The sequence below is a fragment of the Halorubrum luteum genome, assembly GCF_054652935.1.
Genome location: NZ_BAAIGT010000002.1, coordinates 2,099,668 through 2,112,983, shown reverse-complemented (window position 1 = coordinate 2,112,983; position 13,316 = coordinate 2,099,668). Strand labels below are relative to the sequence as shown.

Genomic DNA, 13,316 nt, shown 5'->3' with positions numbered 1-13,316 from the left:
GTCTCACGGTCGGCGGTGTCTCACAGCATCAACGGCCCGATCAACACTCCCATCAGGTGGACGCGACGAGCGTCGAGTCGGGGTGGAACGAGCCCGAGGAGCCCCGAGACGGCGAATACGCCGACGCCGATCGCGCCGGCGAACGCGAACGAGAGCCCGGCGAGCAGACACAACACCGCGATGGAGATCCGGGTGTAGTTCGCGTTGCCGACGACTCGGAGGTACGCATCACCGAGGAGCACGACGAGCGTGAATCCACAGACTGCGGCGATGCCGACCGCGACGAGCAACACCGGGAGGGCCAGCGGAACCGCCGCGCGGTCGACGGCAACGGTGACGCCCGTACGGGGCGTGCCGAGCGCGGCTAGCGCGAACAGTGCGAACACCGTATTCGCCGTATTAGCGCCGCTCGTGGCGACGACGAATCCCCTGTCAGCCTCGCGCCGCGGGACCGCGGGAAGCGCGGCGACCGCGGCGATGGCGGCGGAGACGCCGGGAACGTAGCCAACGATCGCTCCCGACAGCGATCCGGCACCGGCGGTGACCCCGAGATCGCGTTTTCGCATTGTGATTCGCGCGTCGGACTGTGGCGGGACGCCGTCACCGCCGAGCGCGTCGACGAGGACGGGCGCGCCGAACAGCCCGGTGAAAAGCGGTGCGAGCATCCCACCCGCATCGAGCGGGGCGGATGGATCGACATCGAGCGTAAGGAACCCGAGGACCGCGCTGGCGAGGAACGCGAGCAAACCGCCGGCGGCCGCCCGCCTCGAGGACTCCGTCGCGACGAGGAAGACGACGACGCCGGCGAGCAGCCACGCGAGATGTGCGCGAACGGTCGGGTAGCCGCGGACCATGGCCCACGTGATCGGAACGGCGAGCGGAACCGCGAGCGCGACGGCGAGCCCGGAGCCGACCGCGGAAAGCCGGAGCGCTTCGCGGCCGCGCCCGGCGATCACGAGTCGGTGTCCGGGGAGCGCGGCGATCGCCGTGGCGGCGTCCGGCACGCCGAGGGCAAGCGCGGGAACGATGTCGAGAAACGAGTGGACGACGCCAGCGCCCAGCATCGCGACTCCGACGAGCAGCGGATCCGCAGGGATCGACGGCGCGACTCCGGCAAGCAGCAGCGCGAAGTTGTTGGCGTGGAGTCCAGGGACCAGTCCGCTGGCCGTCCCGAGCGCTGCCCCGCCGAGCAGGAACGCGAGCGCCGAGGCGGCGAACGTCGGATCGAACACGGGATACACCAGCGTGTCCATCCCGACGAGCTGGCCGCGGCTTCCGGCATAAATCCCGGGACCGTTCGCATCGGTCCGCGTAAAACGTCTCCGAACGGGCGGAACTGGTTCGGGGTGGCCGCAGGAGCTACGCGGGCTGAGCCGCCTGCGACTTCTTGCGGGTGATGTAGCCGGCGATCCGGTTGCGAACGCCCTTCGACTCGACGGTCGTCAACGCCGTGACGCTCTCTTTGTTTGTCTCGAAATCCGTGTTGAACGAGTCCGGGTATCGCTCGAGTAGCACGTTCCCGAGCTGTTTGATGTACTTGGGTTTGATGGCCATACCGAGCGATACCGGTGGCCCGAACTAAAAGGGTTCGTTCCGGCGCGAGCGGCTGTCCGCGCAGCGGCAGGCGAGCTCCGGGATGCTTCTGTCGAAGAGATACGAGAGGATATCGAGGACGAGGCGCAGGCGGAAGCTCGGAGTGAGGGCGATAGATGACGGTGTACGTCGAAACGGACTTTCTTCTTGCCCTCGCGAAGGACACCGATTGGCTACAGGAGTCGGCGGAAGCCGCGCTCGACGAACACGAGGTCGAAACGTCGGCGCTCTCCTATCTCGAACTCATCCTCGCTCGGGAACGCTACGAGTTCGATTACGTCCCACTGGTGGCTAATCTGCTCGAACTCGTCCCGGTCCGTGACGAAGAGGAGAAACAGGTGGTTCTCAAGGCCGTGAACTACTACGAAGAGGGAATGACCCCGTTCGACGCGTTCCACGCAGCAACCGCAGAAACCCGAAGGTTAGCTGATTACAGGCGGTAAGCCCCCTTCCTCAACGAGCACCGCAGTCCGCACCAGCGGACACGGAGCGTTCACGAGAGTGGAGTTCTCGTGCAGCCTATCAGAAAACAAAGGTTTCTGAGGACGTAGTAGGGAGGCAGAGTGATACAGTACTATCTGGTAGCGATTTTCGCCGAGCGTCAGATCAGTCCGACATAACCAAAATTTTTATATAAAAATACTTATATTGCCCGGTCGCCTGTAGGACCTGATTATGTGTTCACAACGACTAGATAACGATGCATCTAGTGTGGTAGATGGTACCGTCAGTCGTCGTCATCTCCTCGCGGCGGGTGGGGTTGTCGCAATCGGTGGCTTGAGTGGCTGTGTGAGTCAAGTCGCTGCGAGAACCACGAAGATCGGAGCCTCGCCTGCTGCCATGTTCGGGGGGATTCGAGGAGACGGACTAATCCCCGTTACAGCTGGAGATACCGTCAAGTTCTCGCCTACTGTTCGCGTCGAAGAACGGTTTCTCTCGGGAGAGGTCGAGCTCGAAGCGTGGATGACGAACACAGCGATGGCCGTCGACGGGCAGAACTACAACTCGGTGCGCTCGAACGAGAACCGCGGTGAAGCCGGCCCAGTCGACGACGACTTCGACGACGAGGACGACTTCGACGACGATGTCCCCCCTGCGCAGGATTACAACTCGACTCGGTCGAACAAAAGAGAAAACGCGTTCGGGGGCGGATCGGATTCGGACGACGAATCCGGTGACGACACGAGCGACGCAATTCGACGCCTACAACGGCTCACTGGTGCGAGCGAGGACGAGATACGCGGGCTGTACGAGTACCTCGAGAGCGAACCCGTCTTGGGCGAACGGTGTGTCATCACCCTCCCCGACGCACGGGCACCCCGAGATGGACTGAGCGTCGAGTCGCTGATCACTCCACGGCGGCTGATCGACTTCGTCACTGGCCGAGCGGACGAAGACGGCAACCTCCACTCGTGGGGAACGAACACCTACGAGACCGCGGCAGCAGTAGCGGACGAAGACGACGGAGACGACGATGACGACGAATCGTGTGGGCAACACTCCTCTGGAGGAGGTCTGTCGACAGAGCAGTCGGTGTACTGCTGGGGAGGGAACACGTCTCAAACCAACGTTTCCGGACCGACTCACACGTACGGTTCTCTCGACGTGCTCACGTCTGACTCCGGAGTTGTCGTCATAAATGTGACAAACCGTCCTCCCACGGCGTCTGATACGAAGTCGATGGTTGGTGTGAGTTCAGATGGACGGCCAACTGATGTCGATTCGCTGGATGAGTGGGGGCGTGAGACGGGTCCCGCTTCATCCACGTCGGTGATCGTTTGTCAGGTCCTCGCGCAGCCAGTGGGATGTCCGTGCCCGTTCCCCGCGTTGTTGTGCGTCCAGCGGCACAAGAATAACGACCAGTACGTCTACTCGTGCGGGTGGGTAATTGATGAGTCCTGCCTCTACGAGAACTCGGTTACAGTGGTGGCAGGAGGTGGTGGTGGGAAAGTAAGCATTCAGGACATCACACTTTCTCGCTCCGGAGCGGTCAGTGGGGACGAGATTCTGCGCCTGTTGCCAGACGACGTTTCACCGGTTGGGGCACAGCTGTTCTTCGGACACCTCGAAGACACCGTCATTACAGGGAGTCTTCCCGACGACGAGCTCGTAGAGGAGATTGCTGGAGCCGTCTCGTCGGACGGTGACGTGTACTGTTCGTGCTACCCGTTCGACGGTCACTGCCTACACCTCGTGGACGATGGAAACACGTCCGACACGGTGAAATTCAAAGCGGGGGCCGAACTATCGAAGAGCGTGAACTAAGCCGCTTCCGCTCAGCGGTTCTCTCTTTGCTCCACCTTGTTCAGGTAGCTGAAATACATAATATATTCTTCATTTTCTACGGGAATCCGTGGGTAATAGTGGGCAACACATATCAGCCGCGGGTCCGTACCATTCCTTGATGAAAGTCGACGCAACAGACCTCAAAACGAACGAGACGGACGACCGAGGTCGTGTCTACCTCGGCACCGAGTATGCGAACAAGCGTGTGACCGTCGCTGTCGTTGAGGTAGAGTCCGACCGGCCGGACGACGACGAGCTGGCAGCCGCCTATCGGGAGGCCTCCGAGAGTGCGGAGGCACTCGCTGAGGAGTGGAGCGAAGCCTCCGACGAAGCGTGGGAACGCCTCGATGAGTGACGGCACGGACGTGCGACGGGGCGACGTGGTTATCGTTCGGCTCGACCCCGCCGAAGGACACGAGATGAAGAAGACGCGGCCGGCTGTGGTCGTTCAAAACGATATCGGAAACCGGAACTCCAGTACGACCATCGTTGCGCCCGTCACAGGGACCTACCGTGAGTATCCGTTCGAGGTGTTCGTCGAGGCGAGCGGGTCACCGCTCGAAAAAGATTCGTCAATACGGGTCGACCAGATTCGAACCGTCTCGGTTCCGGAACGGATTCACTCAGCCGTCGGCTCACTCGACGGACCGACGATGGCTGAAGTCGACGAGGCGTTGAAGCTGAGTCTTGGCCTCGATTGAGTTACCGGCTCTCTCGTTGCTCGACTTTGTTCAGCTCGATTAGCAGCCTGAAGATCGCTTTGACGAGATTGGCGTCGACATCGAACTGCTCGGCGTTTCGGCCGGCTCGCTCCATCACTCGCTCCTCCTGTGACTCGTCGGTCGTCGGGAGATCGTTTTCGGCTTTCACCTGAGCGACGGTGTCGGCGACGTACGTCCGGCGAGCGATCAACTCGACGATCTCTCGGTCGATATCCTCGATCTCCTCGCGAAGCTCGTCGAGCGTCATCTCGTCCGGGTCGGATGCGTTCGTACTCATTGATCGTCGTGTCGGTTTTCGGCGGTTAGGGTTTGGTCGTGTCGGTTTCGGCGGTTAGGGTTTGGTCGTGTCGGTTTCGGCGGTCGGGCGTTGCTCGTGCCGGCTCGGTGTTAGTCGTCGAGGATGCGTGCACCGTCGGTTCGCGTCCGCGTTCGTCGGACGCTCCCCTCTCGTTTCTGCCACAGTTCGGCGACTGCGTCGAGGTCGGCGTTCCGATCCGACGGATCGGCGACGGCGACGACGCTCGGCCCGGTTCCGGACAGCGAGACCCCCGAGGCGTGGGGCATTGCCTCGACCGCGGGGTCAGGGTCGAAGCCGAGCGCGGCCGAGAACGCGAGTCCGTTGACGCTCATCGCCTCGGCATACCGGCCGGTCAGCGCGAGGTCGGCGACGAGGTCGGCCATCGACGCGACGTTCTCGCATCGATCGACGTCCGCATCGGCGCTGTAGGCTCGCTCCGTCGGCGTCCACACCACGACATCCCACTCGACCGTCTCGCGCGATAGGAGCTCGTCGTCGTCGTTGTCAGTGACACAGACGCCGCCGAGCATCGATGCCGTCGCGTCGTCGAACGCACCGGTTACGGTGACGCCGGCGTCTCGAGCGGCCTCGACGCCGAGTCGACACGCATCGAGACGCGTCACGTCGACGTCCGGATCGTCCGCATCACCTCCAACGGGTAGTCTCAGCGCAGCACACGTCGCGAGAACGGCCGCGTTCGCGGCCGCGCTGGAGCTTTTCAACCCCGCGGCGAGGGGGACGTCGCTGTCAGTGCGAACGGTTCCGCCCTCGCCGCTTCCCCACCGCTCGGTCGCGAGCGAGACGCACCGTTCGATCAGCGCGGTGTCCGCGTCGGGTGAGTCCGCGATGGTCCCCTCGACAACGTCCGCATCGGGGTCGAGCTGCACCGTCGCCCGCGTTTCGACATCGATCCCGAACGCTGCCCCGGTGCCGGTCGCGAGCGCGTTCAACACGGTTCCCGCGCCGAGCGCGGCTGCCCGTCCCTCCATACGTCCACGGGCGTCAAGCGAGAGCAAAGAGTTGGCGGTCCCGGCGAGCATTCAGTGCTCCTAGCACGTGGATCGCGACACCTGCTACTCTGTCGAATCTGACGGCTCCGCGCGGCGGACTGCAGCGTCGACCTCATACCACTCAGGGCTGGCTCGACGGGCACCAACGCGTCGCCGAAACCTGATACTGATCCGAAAAAGCCGCGTTCCACCGAGAAATCGATCGTCGCTCGGAAACAACCGGCTCGAGTACTCGAAACCGGCGTGGTCGCGTTCTCGGGAGTTCGGCGTCGTCGTGTACGCGTCCGCACGCAGTTCGAGGAGCCCGTACTCGAACCGACCGACGTTCTCGACGACGATCTCCGCGAACACGGTCGTGTAGTATCCTCCGTGGTCCACCCTTGTCAGGAGATCCGTTCCGTTCATCGGGCTCCTCAAAACAGCCCGCGAGAACGCCGGGAACCGGCGACGCCAGCGGCGAGAAGGGAACCGAGAACCCCTCGTCGCGTCCGTTGCATGCGGATCGTTCGGGGTGGACTCCTCTTAAACGTGGCCACGACTCGCGCGTCCGGGAGTCGTCGAGCACGCTCCTTTTGGCCTCCCGCACGTAACCGATCCGCATGTCAGCACCTTCACGAAGCGACGTCCCCCCGACCTCGCTCGCTGTCGACCTCCGCGAGGAGGGGGTTGTCGTCGAGTATCTCGACGGACGGACGACGCTGTACCGCGGCGCTCCCGACGTGGTCGAGGGGGCGATGACAACCGGGCCGGGTAAAGAGACCCACGTTCTAGTGACGGACCCGACGGAAACGGAGGGCGTGATGACGTACGTCAACGATTTCAAGACCGACGATGAGATCCTTCGCGACTCCGGCGTCGGACGGGTCGTGTTACAGCACGGAGAGACGGAGGAGCTGTTCCCGGGAGTCGTGGTGACGCGGACGGGCCAGCGAAACGAGATCGTTGCAGACCCGGAGACTGCCGGCGGGCGCGTGTTCGTCTTCGTCGAAGACGAGTGGAGCGAAGGGAGTTTCGAGATCGTCGCCCCGCCCGACGAGGGGCTCGACGCCTACCGATGATCGACCCGAATGAGCCGGTGGAGCGCACGAGATGAGTCTCCGGAAACCGTGGCGAGAGCTCGACCGATCGACGGTTCGGAGCGCTCCCGATCGATACGGACTGTACGAGCTCGGCACCGCGAACGAATGGTAATCGCTTTGCCGGGTCCGGTTCGGATCCAACCATGGAGCGTTCCCGTTTCGTCCAGTTGGCGATCGTCGCGTTCGGGCTCGTGTTCGTCTCCTTTCTCGTCCGGGGGACGACGCGCCTGATCGCGCCGTACGACGTCGCGATCCTCGTTTCGGCACCGATCCTGTTCGCGGCCGGTGTGCTGCTCGTGGGGTTGTTCCTGCTCGCGGTGCTCGACGTAACCGGCGTGCGTCCGATGGAGTGACGCCCCGACGAGTCCGAGGTTGCGGGTAGTGGAGTCGGAACGTCCTTTAAACGCCGGCTCGAATCGAAGATATGAACGTACGCACGGTTTCGGAGCTCTCGCCCGCGGAGCGTCGTAGCTTCTTCGAACGCGACGCGGGCGTCGAGGCGGTTCGAGAGAAAGTGGACGGGATCGTCGATCGCGTCCGGGAGGAGGGAGACGCCGCCCTTCGTGAGTTCTCCGAGGAGTTCGACGGCGTAACGGTCGGGAACATCGACATTACCGACGAGGCCGAACGGGCTCACGAGACGCTCACATCGACCGACGATCCCGTGTTTGACGCGGTTCGCGAGGCCGCCTCGAACGTTCGTGAGTTCCACGAGCGACAGCGCCCGGAAGACTGGCGCGACGAGTTCGACGGTCGAGAGCTCGGTCGCCGGTTCCGACCGATCGATCGCGCCGGCGTGTACGTCCCGGGGGGTTCGGCCGCCTATCCGTCAAGTGCACTGATGGGCATCATTCCGGCCGTCGTCGCCGGCGTCGACCACGTCGCCGTCGCGACGCCGCCCGCCGAAGAGATCAACCCGGTCACGCTCGCGGCGATCCACGAGGCGGGCGCGGACGCCGTGTATCAGGTCGGGGGCGCACAGGCTATCGCCGCGCTCGCGTACGGAACGGAGACGGTAACGAGCGCGGACAAGGTCGTCGGCCCCGGGAACAGGTGGGTGACAGCCGCGAAAGCCGAGGTGCAGGGCGACGTGGAGATCGACTTCCTCGCCGGTCCAAGCGAGGTGCTCGTGCTCGCGGACGACACCGCCGATCCCGAGTACGTCGCGGCGGAGCTGCTCGCGCAGGCGGAACACGATCCGAACGCCTCGGTCGTCGCCGTCACTGCTGACGTCGACCTCGCCGAAGCGGTGGTCGACGTCGTCGAGACCTCGATCGACGAACGAGAGCGTGCAGAGACGATCCGGGAGGCGCTCGACAACGAGGCCTCCGGTGTGTTACACGCTCGGTCGATGTCGGAAGCGGTGCTGTTCGCGGAGGAGTACGCGGCCGAGCACCTCTCGATCATGGCCGACGACGATGAGGCGCTTCTCGGCCGGATCGACAGCGCCGGCTCCGTGTTCCTCGGAGCGTACTCTCCGGTTGCGGCGGGCGACTACGCGGCCGGCACCAACCACGTGCTGCCGACGAACGGCGGCGCGAAACGATACGGAGGGCTCTCGACGGACACGTTCCTGCGATCCTCGACGGTGCAACGACTCGACCGGGACGCGCTCGACGGGATCGCGGACACGATCACCACGCTGGCGGACGCCGAAGGACTGGAGGCACACGCCGCGAGCGTCCGGAAGCGCTTCGAGGAGTGACTGGCCGGTTCTCGGAGTCGGTGTGATGGCGAACAGGCGGTGCGTGTGGTCGTCTGGCCGTGGTATCCGATATATTAGGTCGGCTTCTTGGCGAGGGGAGCGGGACGACGGCTCGAACCGTCCGTGGCGAGTGATCGGAGGAGAGTCGAGGTCGGGGCGATGGTCGGTCGGCCGCGGATCGGTCAGAGACCAACCCGGGCTGAGGACTGGTCGGGTGTGACACCCTCCGTCAGTGTTTTTACGATCCGAAGCGAACACGTTCGTATGAGTACTGAACCGGCTCGACCGAGCGGCGATCCGGCGATCGAGGTGACACCGGATGCAGCCGAGGAAGCGCTCTCGCTTTTGGAGAGCGAGGGGCTCGACACCGAGGTGGCGGGACTGCGACTGTTCGTCCAGCAGGGCGGTTGTGCTGGACTCTCATATGGGATGCGCTTCGACACCGAACCCGAGGACGACGACCTCGTCGTCGAGCACCACGGGCTTCGGGTGTTCGTCGACCCGGCGAGTCGAAACTACATCGGGGGGAGCAGACTTGACTACGAGTCCGGCCTCCAAGCCGCCGGCTTCCACGTCGAGAACCCGAACGTCGTCTCCGAATGCGGCTGCGGCGAGTCGTTCCGGACGTAGCTGCGCGACGGACGTTCGGCGAAGCTTTTTAAATCAGTGCGTCGCGTACTGACGCCATGGAACTCGAAGCAGCAACGACGGCCGGCGGTGAGAACGTGTTCGTCGACCGGACGCGTGCGGAGCGCGGCGCGGAGGGCCCCTTTTACGTCGTGTTCGCCGAATCACGCGGTCGCGACCGATGGGGGTTTTACTGTGATAACTGCGACTCGTTCGACACCGCGATGGATACGATGGGTCGGATCGAGTGTAACGACTGTGGGAACCTCCGGAAACCCGATGAGTGGGACGCCGCCCACGAGTGAGCGATACACCGACATCGAGCGGTGAACGCGACGACTGCGGCGGCGATCGCTTCGAGGGGTTGATTGAGTACGTCGGATCCGTCTCCGAACGCTACCCGCACGCTTTTGGAGCCGGCCACCCCAGATCATCGTATGCAACGCGGGCGACGGAAACCGGACTGGCTGAAGTCTCGCCCCCCGTCAGGGAGTCAGTTCACGGCGATCACGGAGACGCTCCGCGACCGAAACCTCCACACCGTCTGTGAGGAGGCGAACTGTCCGAACATGGGTGAGTGTTGGTCCGGTCGTGATGGCCCCGGCACGGCGACGTTCATGCTCATGGGCGAACGCTGCTCACGAGGGTGTAACTTCTGTGATGTCGAAACCGGCGGGATGGAGCCACTGGATCCCGACGAGCCCGCGAACGTCGCGGACGCGGTCGCGGAGATCGGACTCGACTACGTCGTCCTCACCTCCGTCGACCGCGACGATCTCGACGACGGCGGCTCCGCACACTTCGCGAAAACGATCCGCGAGATCAAACGGCGGGACCCGGAGATCCTCGTCGAGACGCTGATCCCCGACTTCGAGGGCGACCCGAAAGCGGTTCGGCGGATCATCGACGCCGGCCCGGACGTGATCGCCCACAACGTCGAGACGGTCGAGCGTCTCCAGTGGCCGGTCCGCGACCGCCGCGCGAACTACGAGCAGTCGCTCTCAGTGCTCGACCAGGTGGACCGCGAGTCGGACGTGTACACGAAAACGAGCGTGATGCTCGGCGTCGGCGAGTACGACCACGAGGTGTACCGGACGCTCGGCGACCTCCGTGAGGTCGGCGTCGACGTCGTCACGTTCGGCCAGTACCTCCAGCCCTCGCGGTCGCATCTCGACGTGTTCGAGTACGTCCATCCGGACACGTTCGACGTCTGGCGCGAGGTCGCCGAAGCGGAGTTCGGCTTCCTCTACTGTGCGTCCGGACCGATGGTTCGGTCGTCGTATAAGGCGGGCGAGCTGTTCGTCGAAGCGCTCCTCCGGGACGGTCGCTCCCCCGAACAGGCTCGAAAGCGGGCTCGCGCAGCCGGCGGGGACTGACCGTCCGAACGGCTACTCCTCTATCATGGTCGCGCCCGCGCCGATCCGAGTCTGGTACGCCCGCGCGTCGATTCCCGACTCCGCGAACGCACCGAGCATCGCGGCCGCGATGGACTTCCGCTGTCCCTCACGACAGACGGCGATCACCGCGGGGCCCGCACCGCTCACCGTGACGCCGGCTGCGCCGGCGTCGAGCGCCGCGTTCCGGACGTCGTCGTAGCCGGTGATGAGTCTCGCGCGCTCGGGCGTAACGATCGGATCGTCCATTCCTGCGCCGACGAGCTCCGGATCGGAGCGACACATCCCGACTGCGAGCGTCGCCGCGTTCCCGACCGTCTCCACGATATCCGTCATCGACGCGCGGTCGGGAACGACGCGCCGCGCATCGCGCGTCGAGACGGCGACGTCCGGCAGACAGACGACGATCGGCACGCGCGCGTCGACGGCGTGGGTCCTCTCCGACGTCGTGATCGTGAACCCGCCGAGGATCGACGGTGCGACGTTGTCGGAGTGGGCGACGCCGGAGACGACCGCTTCTCCCTCCGCCGCGATCGGGACGAGCTCCGACCGGGAGAGTCCGCGGTCGTACAGGCGGTTGAGCGCGACCGCAGCGCCCGCGGCGCTGGCGGCAGAGGATCCGAGCCCGGACGCGGGACGGACCCCCTTGTCGATATGAATGCGTGCCGGCGCGTCGAGCTCCTCGACGACCGCGCCGACCGTGTTCTTCTCCGGGTCCTCCGGGATGTACTGGGCCCCGACGCCAGTGACCTCGATGGTGGTTTGGTCCGCCTTCTCGACGCTGACGACGTCGGCCGGGCGGGAGAGGGCGGCTCCGAACACGTCGAAACCGCTCCCGAGATTGGCGCTGGTCGCGGGTGCCCGTACCGTGATCATAGCGGTTGGTGAACCCGGGAACGCAAAAAGGAGATGGATCGAGCTACGACTCCGCGGTCGTCCACAGCAGCGGGCCGACGACGGCGAGACCGATACCGAACAGGATGTACGGCGCTGGCATCGTCGTAAACGGAGCCATGAGGAAGATCGCTCCGAACCCCATCACGACCAACGCCAGTACCTTTCGGGATTTCAGCGGCAGGACGCCGAGAAGCGACGCCGCGAACGCGAGTATCAGGACGTGTCCCAGATGATAGTCGAGCAGGAACTGGTCGATGAGCAGCGGCGTGAGCATTCTTGCTCGCAGATGGGCGGGATTCGCGCTTTAAAGTTCCGGCTTCGCGCGACGTGGCGAGTCGGCCCGCACGCCGTCGGTCCGGCCCCGCCACGACCCAAGTTTATATACTGTGCCGGACCACTCCGATCCGTGCGACTCGTCGAAGTGATGATCCCCGCCGGAAAGCGGGCCGCGGTGATCCGCGCGCTCGACGAGGAGGGGATCGACTACGTCGTCACCGACGAAACCAGCGGGCGCGAGTACACCGCGGTCGCGACGTTTCCGCTCCCGGTGGCCGCGGTCGAGCCAGTGCTCGAACGGCTCCGCGAAGCCGGCATCGACGAGGGGACCTACACCGTCATCGTCGACGCCGAGACCGTTATCTCCCGGCGGTTCGAGCAGCTGGAGGAGACGTACGCCGAGGAGTCCGAGCGGACGGGAGATCGGATCTCCAGACAGGAGCTGCAGTCGAAGGCGACGGATCTCGTCTCCGGCATCGAGACGTACGTGCTGATGACGGTGTTGTCCGCGGTGATCGCCACCGCTGGGCTGCTCCTCGACTCGCCGGCGACCGTGGTCGGTTCGATGGTGATCGCGCCGCTCATCGGCCCCGCGATGTCCGCCGCGGTCGGGACGGTCGTCGACGACGACGAGCTGTTCCGCCGGGGAGTCCGCCTGCAGGCGCTCGGCGTCGTCCTCGCGGTCGGCTCCGCGGCGGCGTTCGCCGCCGGGCTCCGCGCCGCCAACCTCGTGCCGCCGGGACTGGATCCGCTCGCGCTCGCGGAGGTTTCCGAGCGGCTCGCGCCGAACGTGCTCGTGCTTGCGGTCGCGCTCGGCGCCGGCGTCGCCGGGATCGTCTCGCTGATGACCGGGGTCTCAGCGGCCCTGGTCGGCGTGATGATCGCCGTCGCGTTGATCCCTCCTGCGGCCGCCGTCGGGATCGGGATCGCGTTCGGGATCCCGCGGCTCGCGGTCGGCGCGGGCGTGCTCGTCCTCGTAAACGTCCTCTCGATCAACCTCGCGGCGCTCGTAATGCTGTGGTACGAGGGATATCGACCGGAGCGCTGGTTCCGCGAGGACGAGGCACGGGCGGCGCTCGTGAAGCGCGCGGCGCTGCTCGTCGCCGCGATCGCGTTGCTGTCGGTGTTTCTCGGCGGCGTCACCTACGACACGTACGTGGCGACGACGACGGAGGGAGAGATCCGGAGCGCCGTCGGCGACGAGCTGGCGAGCGTCGACGACGACCTCGACCTGCTTGAGCTTGAGATAGAGCGGTCGGGAACCCTTCCGCCGCAGACGACCGATCGCGTCGTCGTGACGGTTGGAGTCCCACCGGGGACGGCCGTCGAGAGTCTCGTGACACGTCTCGACACGCGGATCGAAGCGACGATCGGTGAGTCCGTCGTCGTCGAGGTTCGGCAGATGACCATCCAGCGATCCGGGTGACTC

19 protein-coding genes are annotated in these 13,316 nt (G+C 64.9%); 12 read left to right on the top strand and 7 right to left on the bottom strand.

Translation table 11 applies throughout. The features are described from left to right. Window positions 1–20: 20 nt before the first annotated feature. Together ACYQ0R_RS10450 and ACYQ0R_RS10445 are read right to left on the bottom strand one after the other, a co-directional pair. Complete coding sequence (locus ACYQ0R_RS10450; RefSeq protein ID WP_459823346.1) at window positions 21–1,253, bottom strand: tripartite tricarboxylate transporter permease; 1,233 nt, start codon at window positions 1,251–1,253, stop codon at window positions 21–23. Window positions 1,254–1,359: 106 nt separating this feature from the next. Continuing rightward, a complete protein-coding gene (locus ACYQ0R_RS10445; protein WP_459823344.1) occupies window positions 1,360–1,554 on the bottom strand; it encodes a 30S ribosomal protein S17e in 195 nt (64 codons plus the stop codon). 155 nt (window positions 1,555–1,709) lie between these two features. Here ACYQ0R_RS10445 and ACYQ0R_RS10440 point away from each other — a divergent pair, with 155 nt between their 5' ends. The 4 genes from ACYQ0R_RS10440 to ACYQ0R_RS10425 all read left to right on the top strand — a co-directional run bounded on the left by ACYQ0R_RS10440 (window position 1,710) and on the right by ACYQ0R_RS10425 (window position 4,580). Further along, entirely contained in the window at window positions 1,710–2,036 is a 327-nt protein-coding gene (locus tag ACYQ0R_RS10440) for a PIN domain-containing protein (RefSeq protein ID WP_459823341.1), read from the top strand. A 520-nt stretch (window positions 2,037–2,556) separates the two neighbouring features. Further along, window positions 2,557–3,858 carry a hypothetical protein gene (locus ACYQ0R_RS10435; RefSeq protein ID WP_459823339.1) on the top strand — a complete coding sequence of 434 codons (1,302 nt, stop codon included), beginning with the start codon at window positions 2,557–2,559 and terminating at the stop codon, window positions 3,856–3,858. 139 nt (window positions 3,859–3,997) lie between these two features. Then, entirely contained in the window at window positions 3,998–4,234 is a 237-nt protein-coding gene (locus ACYQ0R_RS10430) for a hypothetical protein (RefSeq protein WP_149783937.1), read from the top strand. Next, window positions 4,227–4,580, top strand: a complete 354-nt coding sequence (locus ACYQ0R_RS10425) for a type II toxin-antitoxin system PemK/MazF family toxin (protein WP_459823337.1) — start codon at window positions 4,227–4,229, stop codon at window positions 4,578–4,580. Before ACYQ0R_RS10430 ends, ACYQ0R_RS10425 begins: the two co-directional genes overlap by 8 nt. A gap of 1 nt (window position 4,581) precedes the next feature. On the opposite strand, the gene ACYQ0R_RS10420 is transcribed toward ACYQ0R_RS10425, so the two are convergent. The 3 genes from ACYQ0R_RS10420 to ACYQ0R_RS10410 all read right to left on the bottom strand — a co-directional run bounded on the left by ACYQ0R_RS10420 (window position 4,582) and on the right by ACYQ0R_RS10410 (window position 6,287). Further along, entirely contained in the window at window positions 4,582–4,878 is a 297-nt protein-coding gene (locus ACYQ0R_RS10420; RefSeq protein WP_459823334.1) for a chorismate mutase, read from the bottom strand. Window positions 4,879–4,988: 110 nt separating this feature from the next. Beyond that, window positions 4,989–5,888: a shikimate kinase gene (locus tag ACYQ0R_RS10415; RefSeq protein WP_459823333.1), complete on the bottom strand. Its 900-nt coding sequence runs from the start codon at window positions 5,886–5,888 to the stop codon at window positions 4,989–4,991. An 84-nt stretch (window positions 5,889–5,972) separates the two neighbouring features. Then, window positions 5,973–6,287 (bottom strand): hypothetical protein, encoded by a 315-nt coding sequence (locus tag ACYQ0R_RS10410; protein ID WP_459823331.1) that lies wholly within the window; start codon window positions 6,285–6,287, stop codon window positions 5,973–5,975. 221 nt (window positions 6,288–6,508) lie between these two features. Here ACYQ0R_RS10410 and ACYQ0R_RS10405 point away from each other — a divergent pair, with 221 nt between their 5' ends. The 7 genes from ACYQ0R_RS10405 (at window position 6,509) to lipA (ending at window position 10,696) form a co-directional block, all read left to right on the top strand. After that, the gene (locus tag ACYQ0R_RS10405) at window positions 6,509–6,967 is read left to right on the top strand and encodes a DUF5796 family protein (RefSeq protein WP_459823328.1); all 459 of its coding nucleotides are present in this window, start codon (window positions 6,509–6,511) and stop codon (window positions 6,965–6,967) included. Window positions 6,968–6,998: 31 nt separating this feature from the next. Then, entirely contained in the window at window positions 6,999–7,100 is a 102-nt protein-coding gene (locus ACYQ0R_RS10400; RefSeq protein ID WP_459823326.1) for a DUF7508 domain-containing protein, read from the top strand. A gap of 31 nt (window positions 7,101–7,131) precedes the next feature. Beyond that, window positions 7,132–7,341: a hypothetical protein gene (locus ACYQ0R_RS10395; protein WP_459823325.1), complete on the top strand. Its 210-nt coding sequence runs from the start codon at window positions 7,132–7,134 to the stop codon at window positions 7,339–7,341. Window positions 7,342–7,412: 71 nt separating this feature from the next. After that, entirely contained in the window at window positions 7,413–8,693 is a 1,281-nt protein-coding gene (hisD, locus tag ACYQ0R_RS10390; RefSeq protein ID WP_459823324.1) for a histidinol dehydrogenase, read from the top strand. Between the two features lie 264 nt (window positions 8,694–8,957). Beyond that, window positions 8,958–9,323: a HesB/IscA family protein gene (locus tag ACYQ0R_RS10385; protein WP_459823322.1), complete on the top strand. Its 366-nt coding sequence runs from the start codon at window positions 8,958–8,960 to the stop codon at window positions 9,321–9,323. Between the two features lie 56 nt (window positions 9,324–9,379). After that, window positions 9,380–9,625 (top strand): DUF5816 domain-containing protein, encoded by a 246-nt coding sequence (locus tag ACYQ0R_RS10380; protein ID WP_459823320.1) that lies wholly within the window; start codon window positions 9,380–9,382, stop codon window positions 9,623–9,625. A 132-nt stretch (window positions 9,626–9,757) separates the two neighbouring features. Next, window positions 9,758–10,696, top strand: coding sequence for a lipoyl synthase (gene lipA / locus ACYQ0R_RS10375; RefSeq protein ID WP_459823318.1), 939 nt, complete (start codon window positions 9,758–9,760; stop codon window positions 10,694–10,696). Between the two features lie 12 nt (window positions 10,697–10,708). Here lipA and ACYQ0R_RS10370 read toward each other — a convergent pair whose 3' ends face one another. Beyond that, window positions 10,709–11,590, bottom strand: coding sequence for a homoserine kinase (locus tag ACYQ0R_RS10370; RefSeq protein ID WP_459823315.1), 882 nt, complete (start codon window positions 11,588–11,590; stop codon window positions 10,709–10,711). 43 nt (window positions 11,591–11,633) lie between these two features. Beyond that, window positions 11,634–11,885, bottom strand: a complete 252-nt coding sequence (locus tag ACYQ0R_RS10365) for a DUF8006 family protein (protein WP_459823313.1) — start codon at window positions 11,883–11,885, stop codon at window positions 11,634–11,636. Window positions 11,886–12,017: 132 nt separating this feature from the next. On the opposite strand from ACYQ0R_RS10365, the gene ACYQ0R_RS10360 reads away from it, so the two are divergent. Next, entirely contained in the window at window positions 12,018–13,313 is a 1,296-nt protein-coding gene (locus ACYQ0R_RS10360; protein ID WP_459823311.1) for a TIGR00341 family protein, read from the top strand. The last annotated feature ends 3 nt before the right edge of the window (window positions 13,314–13,316 follow it).

What these genes read in the sequence shown, in the direction of transcription:
- ACYQ0R_RS10405 (WP_459823328.1), top strand. Translation starts at nt 6,509, where the DNA reads ATGTCAGCACCTTCACGAAGCGACGTCCCCCCGACCTCGCTCGCTGTC.
- ACYQ0R_RS10425 (WP_459823337.1), top strand. Translation starts at nt 4,227, where the DNA reads ATGAGTGACGGCACGGACGTGCGACGGGGCGACGTGGTTATCGTTCGG.
- ACYQ0R_RS10370 (WP_459823315.1), bottom strand. Translation starts at nt 11,590, where the DNA reads ATGATCACGGTACGGGCACCCGCGACCAGCGCCAATCTCGGGAGCGGT.
- ACYQ0R_RS10400 (WP_459823326.1), top strand. Translation starts at nt 6,999, where the DNA reads ATGAGTCTCCGGAAACCGTGGCGAGAGCTCGACCGATCGACGGTTCGG.
- ACYQ0R_RS10435 (WP_459823339.1), top strand. Translation starts at nt 2,557, where the DNA reads ATGACGAACACAGCGATGGCCGTCGACGGGCAGAACTACAACTCGGTG.
- ACYQ0R_RS10415 (WP_459823333.1), bottom strand. Translation starts at nt 5,888, where the DNA reads ATGGAGGGACGGGCAGCCGCGCTCGGCGCGGGAACCGTGTTGAACGCG.
- ACYQ0R_RS10450 (WP_459823346.1), bottom strand. Translation starts at nt 1,253, where the DNA reads ATGGACACGCTGGTGTATCCCGTGTTCGATCCGACGTTCGCCGCCTCG.
- ACYQ0R_RS10365 (WP_459823313.1), bottom strand. Translation starts at nt 11,885, where the DNA reads ATGCTCACGCCGCTGCTCATCGACCAGTTCCTGCTCGACTATCATCTG.
- ACYQ0R_RS10430 (WP_149783937.1), top strand. Translation starts at nt 3,998, where the DNA reads ATGAAAGTCGACGCAACAGACCTCAAAACGAACGAGACGGACGACCGA.
- ACYQ0R_RS10440 (WP_459823341.1), top strand. Translation starts at nt 1,710, where the DNA reads ATGACGGTGTACGTCGAAACGGACTTTCTTCTTGCCCTCGCGAAGGAC.
- ACYQ0R_RS10395 (WP_459823325.1), top strand. Translation starts at nt 7,132, where the DNA reads ATGGAGCGTTCCCGTTTCGTCCAGTTGGCGATCGTCGCGTTCGGGCTC.
- lipA (WP_459823318.1), top strand. Translation starts at nt 9,758, where the DNA reads ATGCAACGCGGGCGACGGAAACCGGACTGGCTGAAGTCTCGCCCCCCG.
- ACYQ0R_RS10380 (WP_459823320.1), top strand. Translation starts at nt 9,380, where the DNA reads ATGGAACTCGAAGCAGCAACGACGGCCGGCGGTGAGAACGTGTTCGTC.
- ACYQ0R_RS10420 (WP_459823334.1), bottom strand. Translation starts at nt 4,878, where the DNA reads ATGAGTACGAACGCATCCGACCCGGACGAGATGACGCTCGACGAGCTT.
- ACYQ0R_RS10385 (WP_459823322.1), top strand. Translation starts at nt 8,958, where the DNA reads ATGAGTACTGAACCGGCTCGACCGAGCGGCGATCCGGCGATCGAGGTG.
- ACYQ0R_RS10445 (WP_459823344.1), bottom strand. Translation starts at nt 1,554, where the DNA reads ATGGCCATCAAACCCAAGTACATCAAACAGCTCGGGAACGTGCTACTC.
- hisD (WP_459823324.1), top strand. Translation starts at nt 7,413, where the DNA reads ATGAACGTACGCACGGTTTCGGAGCTCTCGCCCGCGGAGCGTCGTAGC.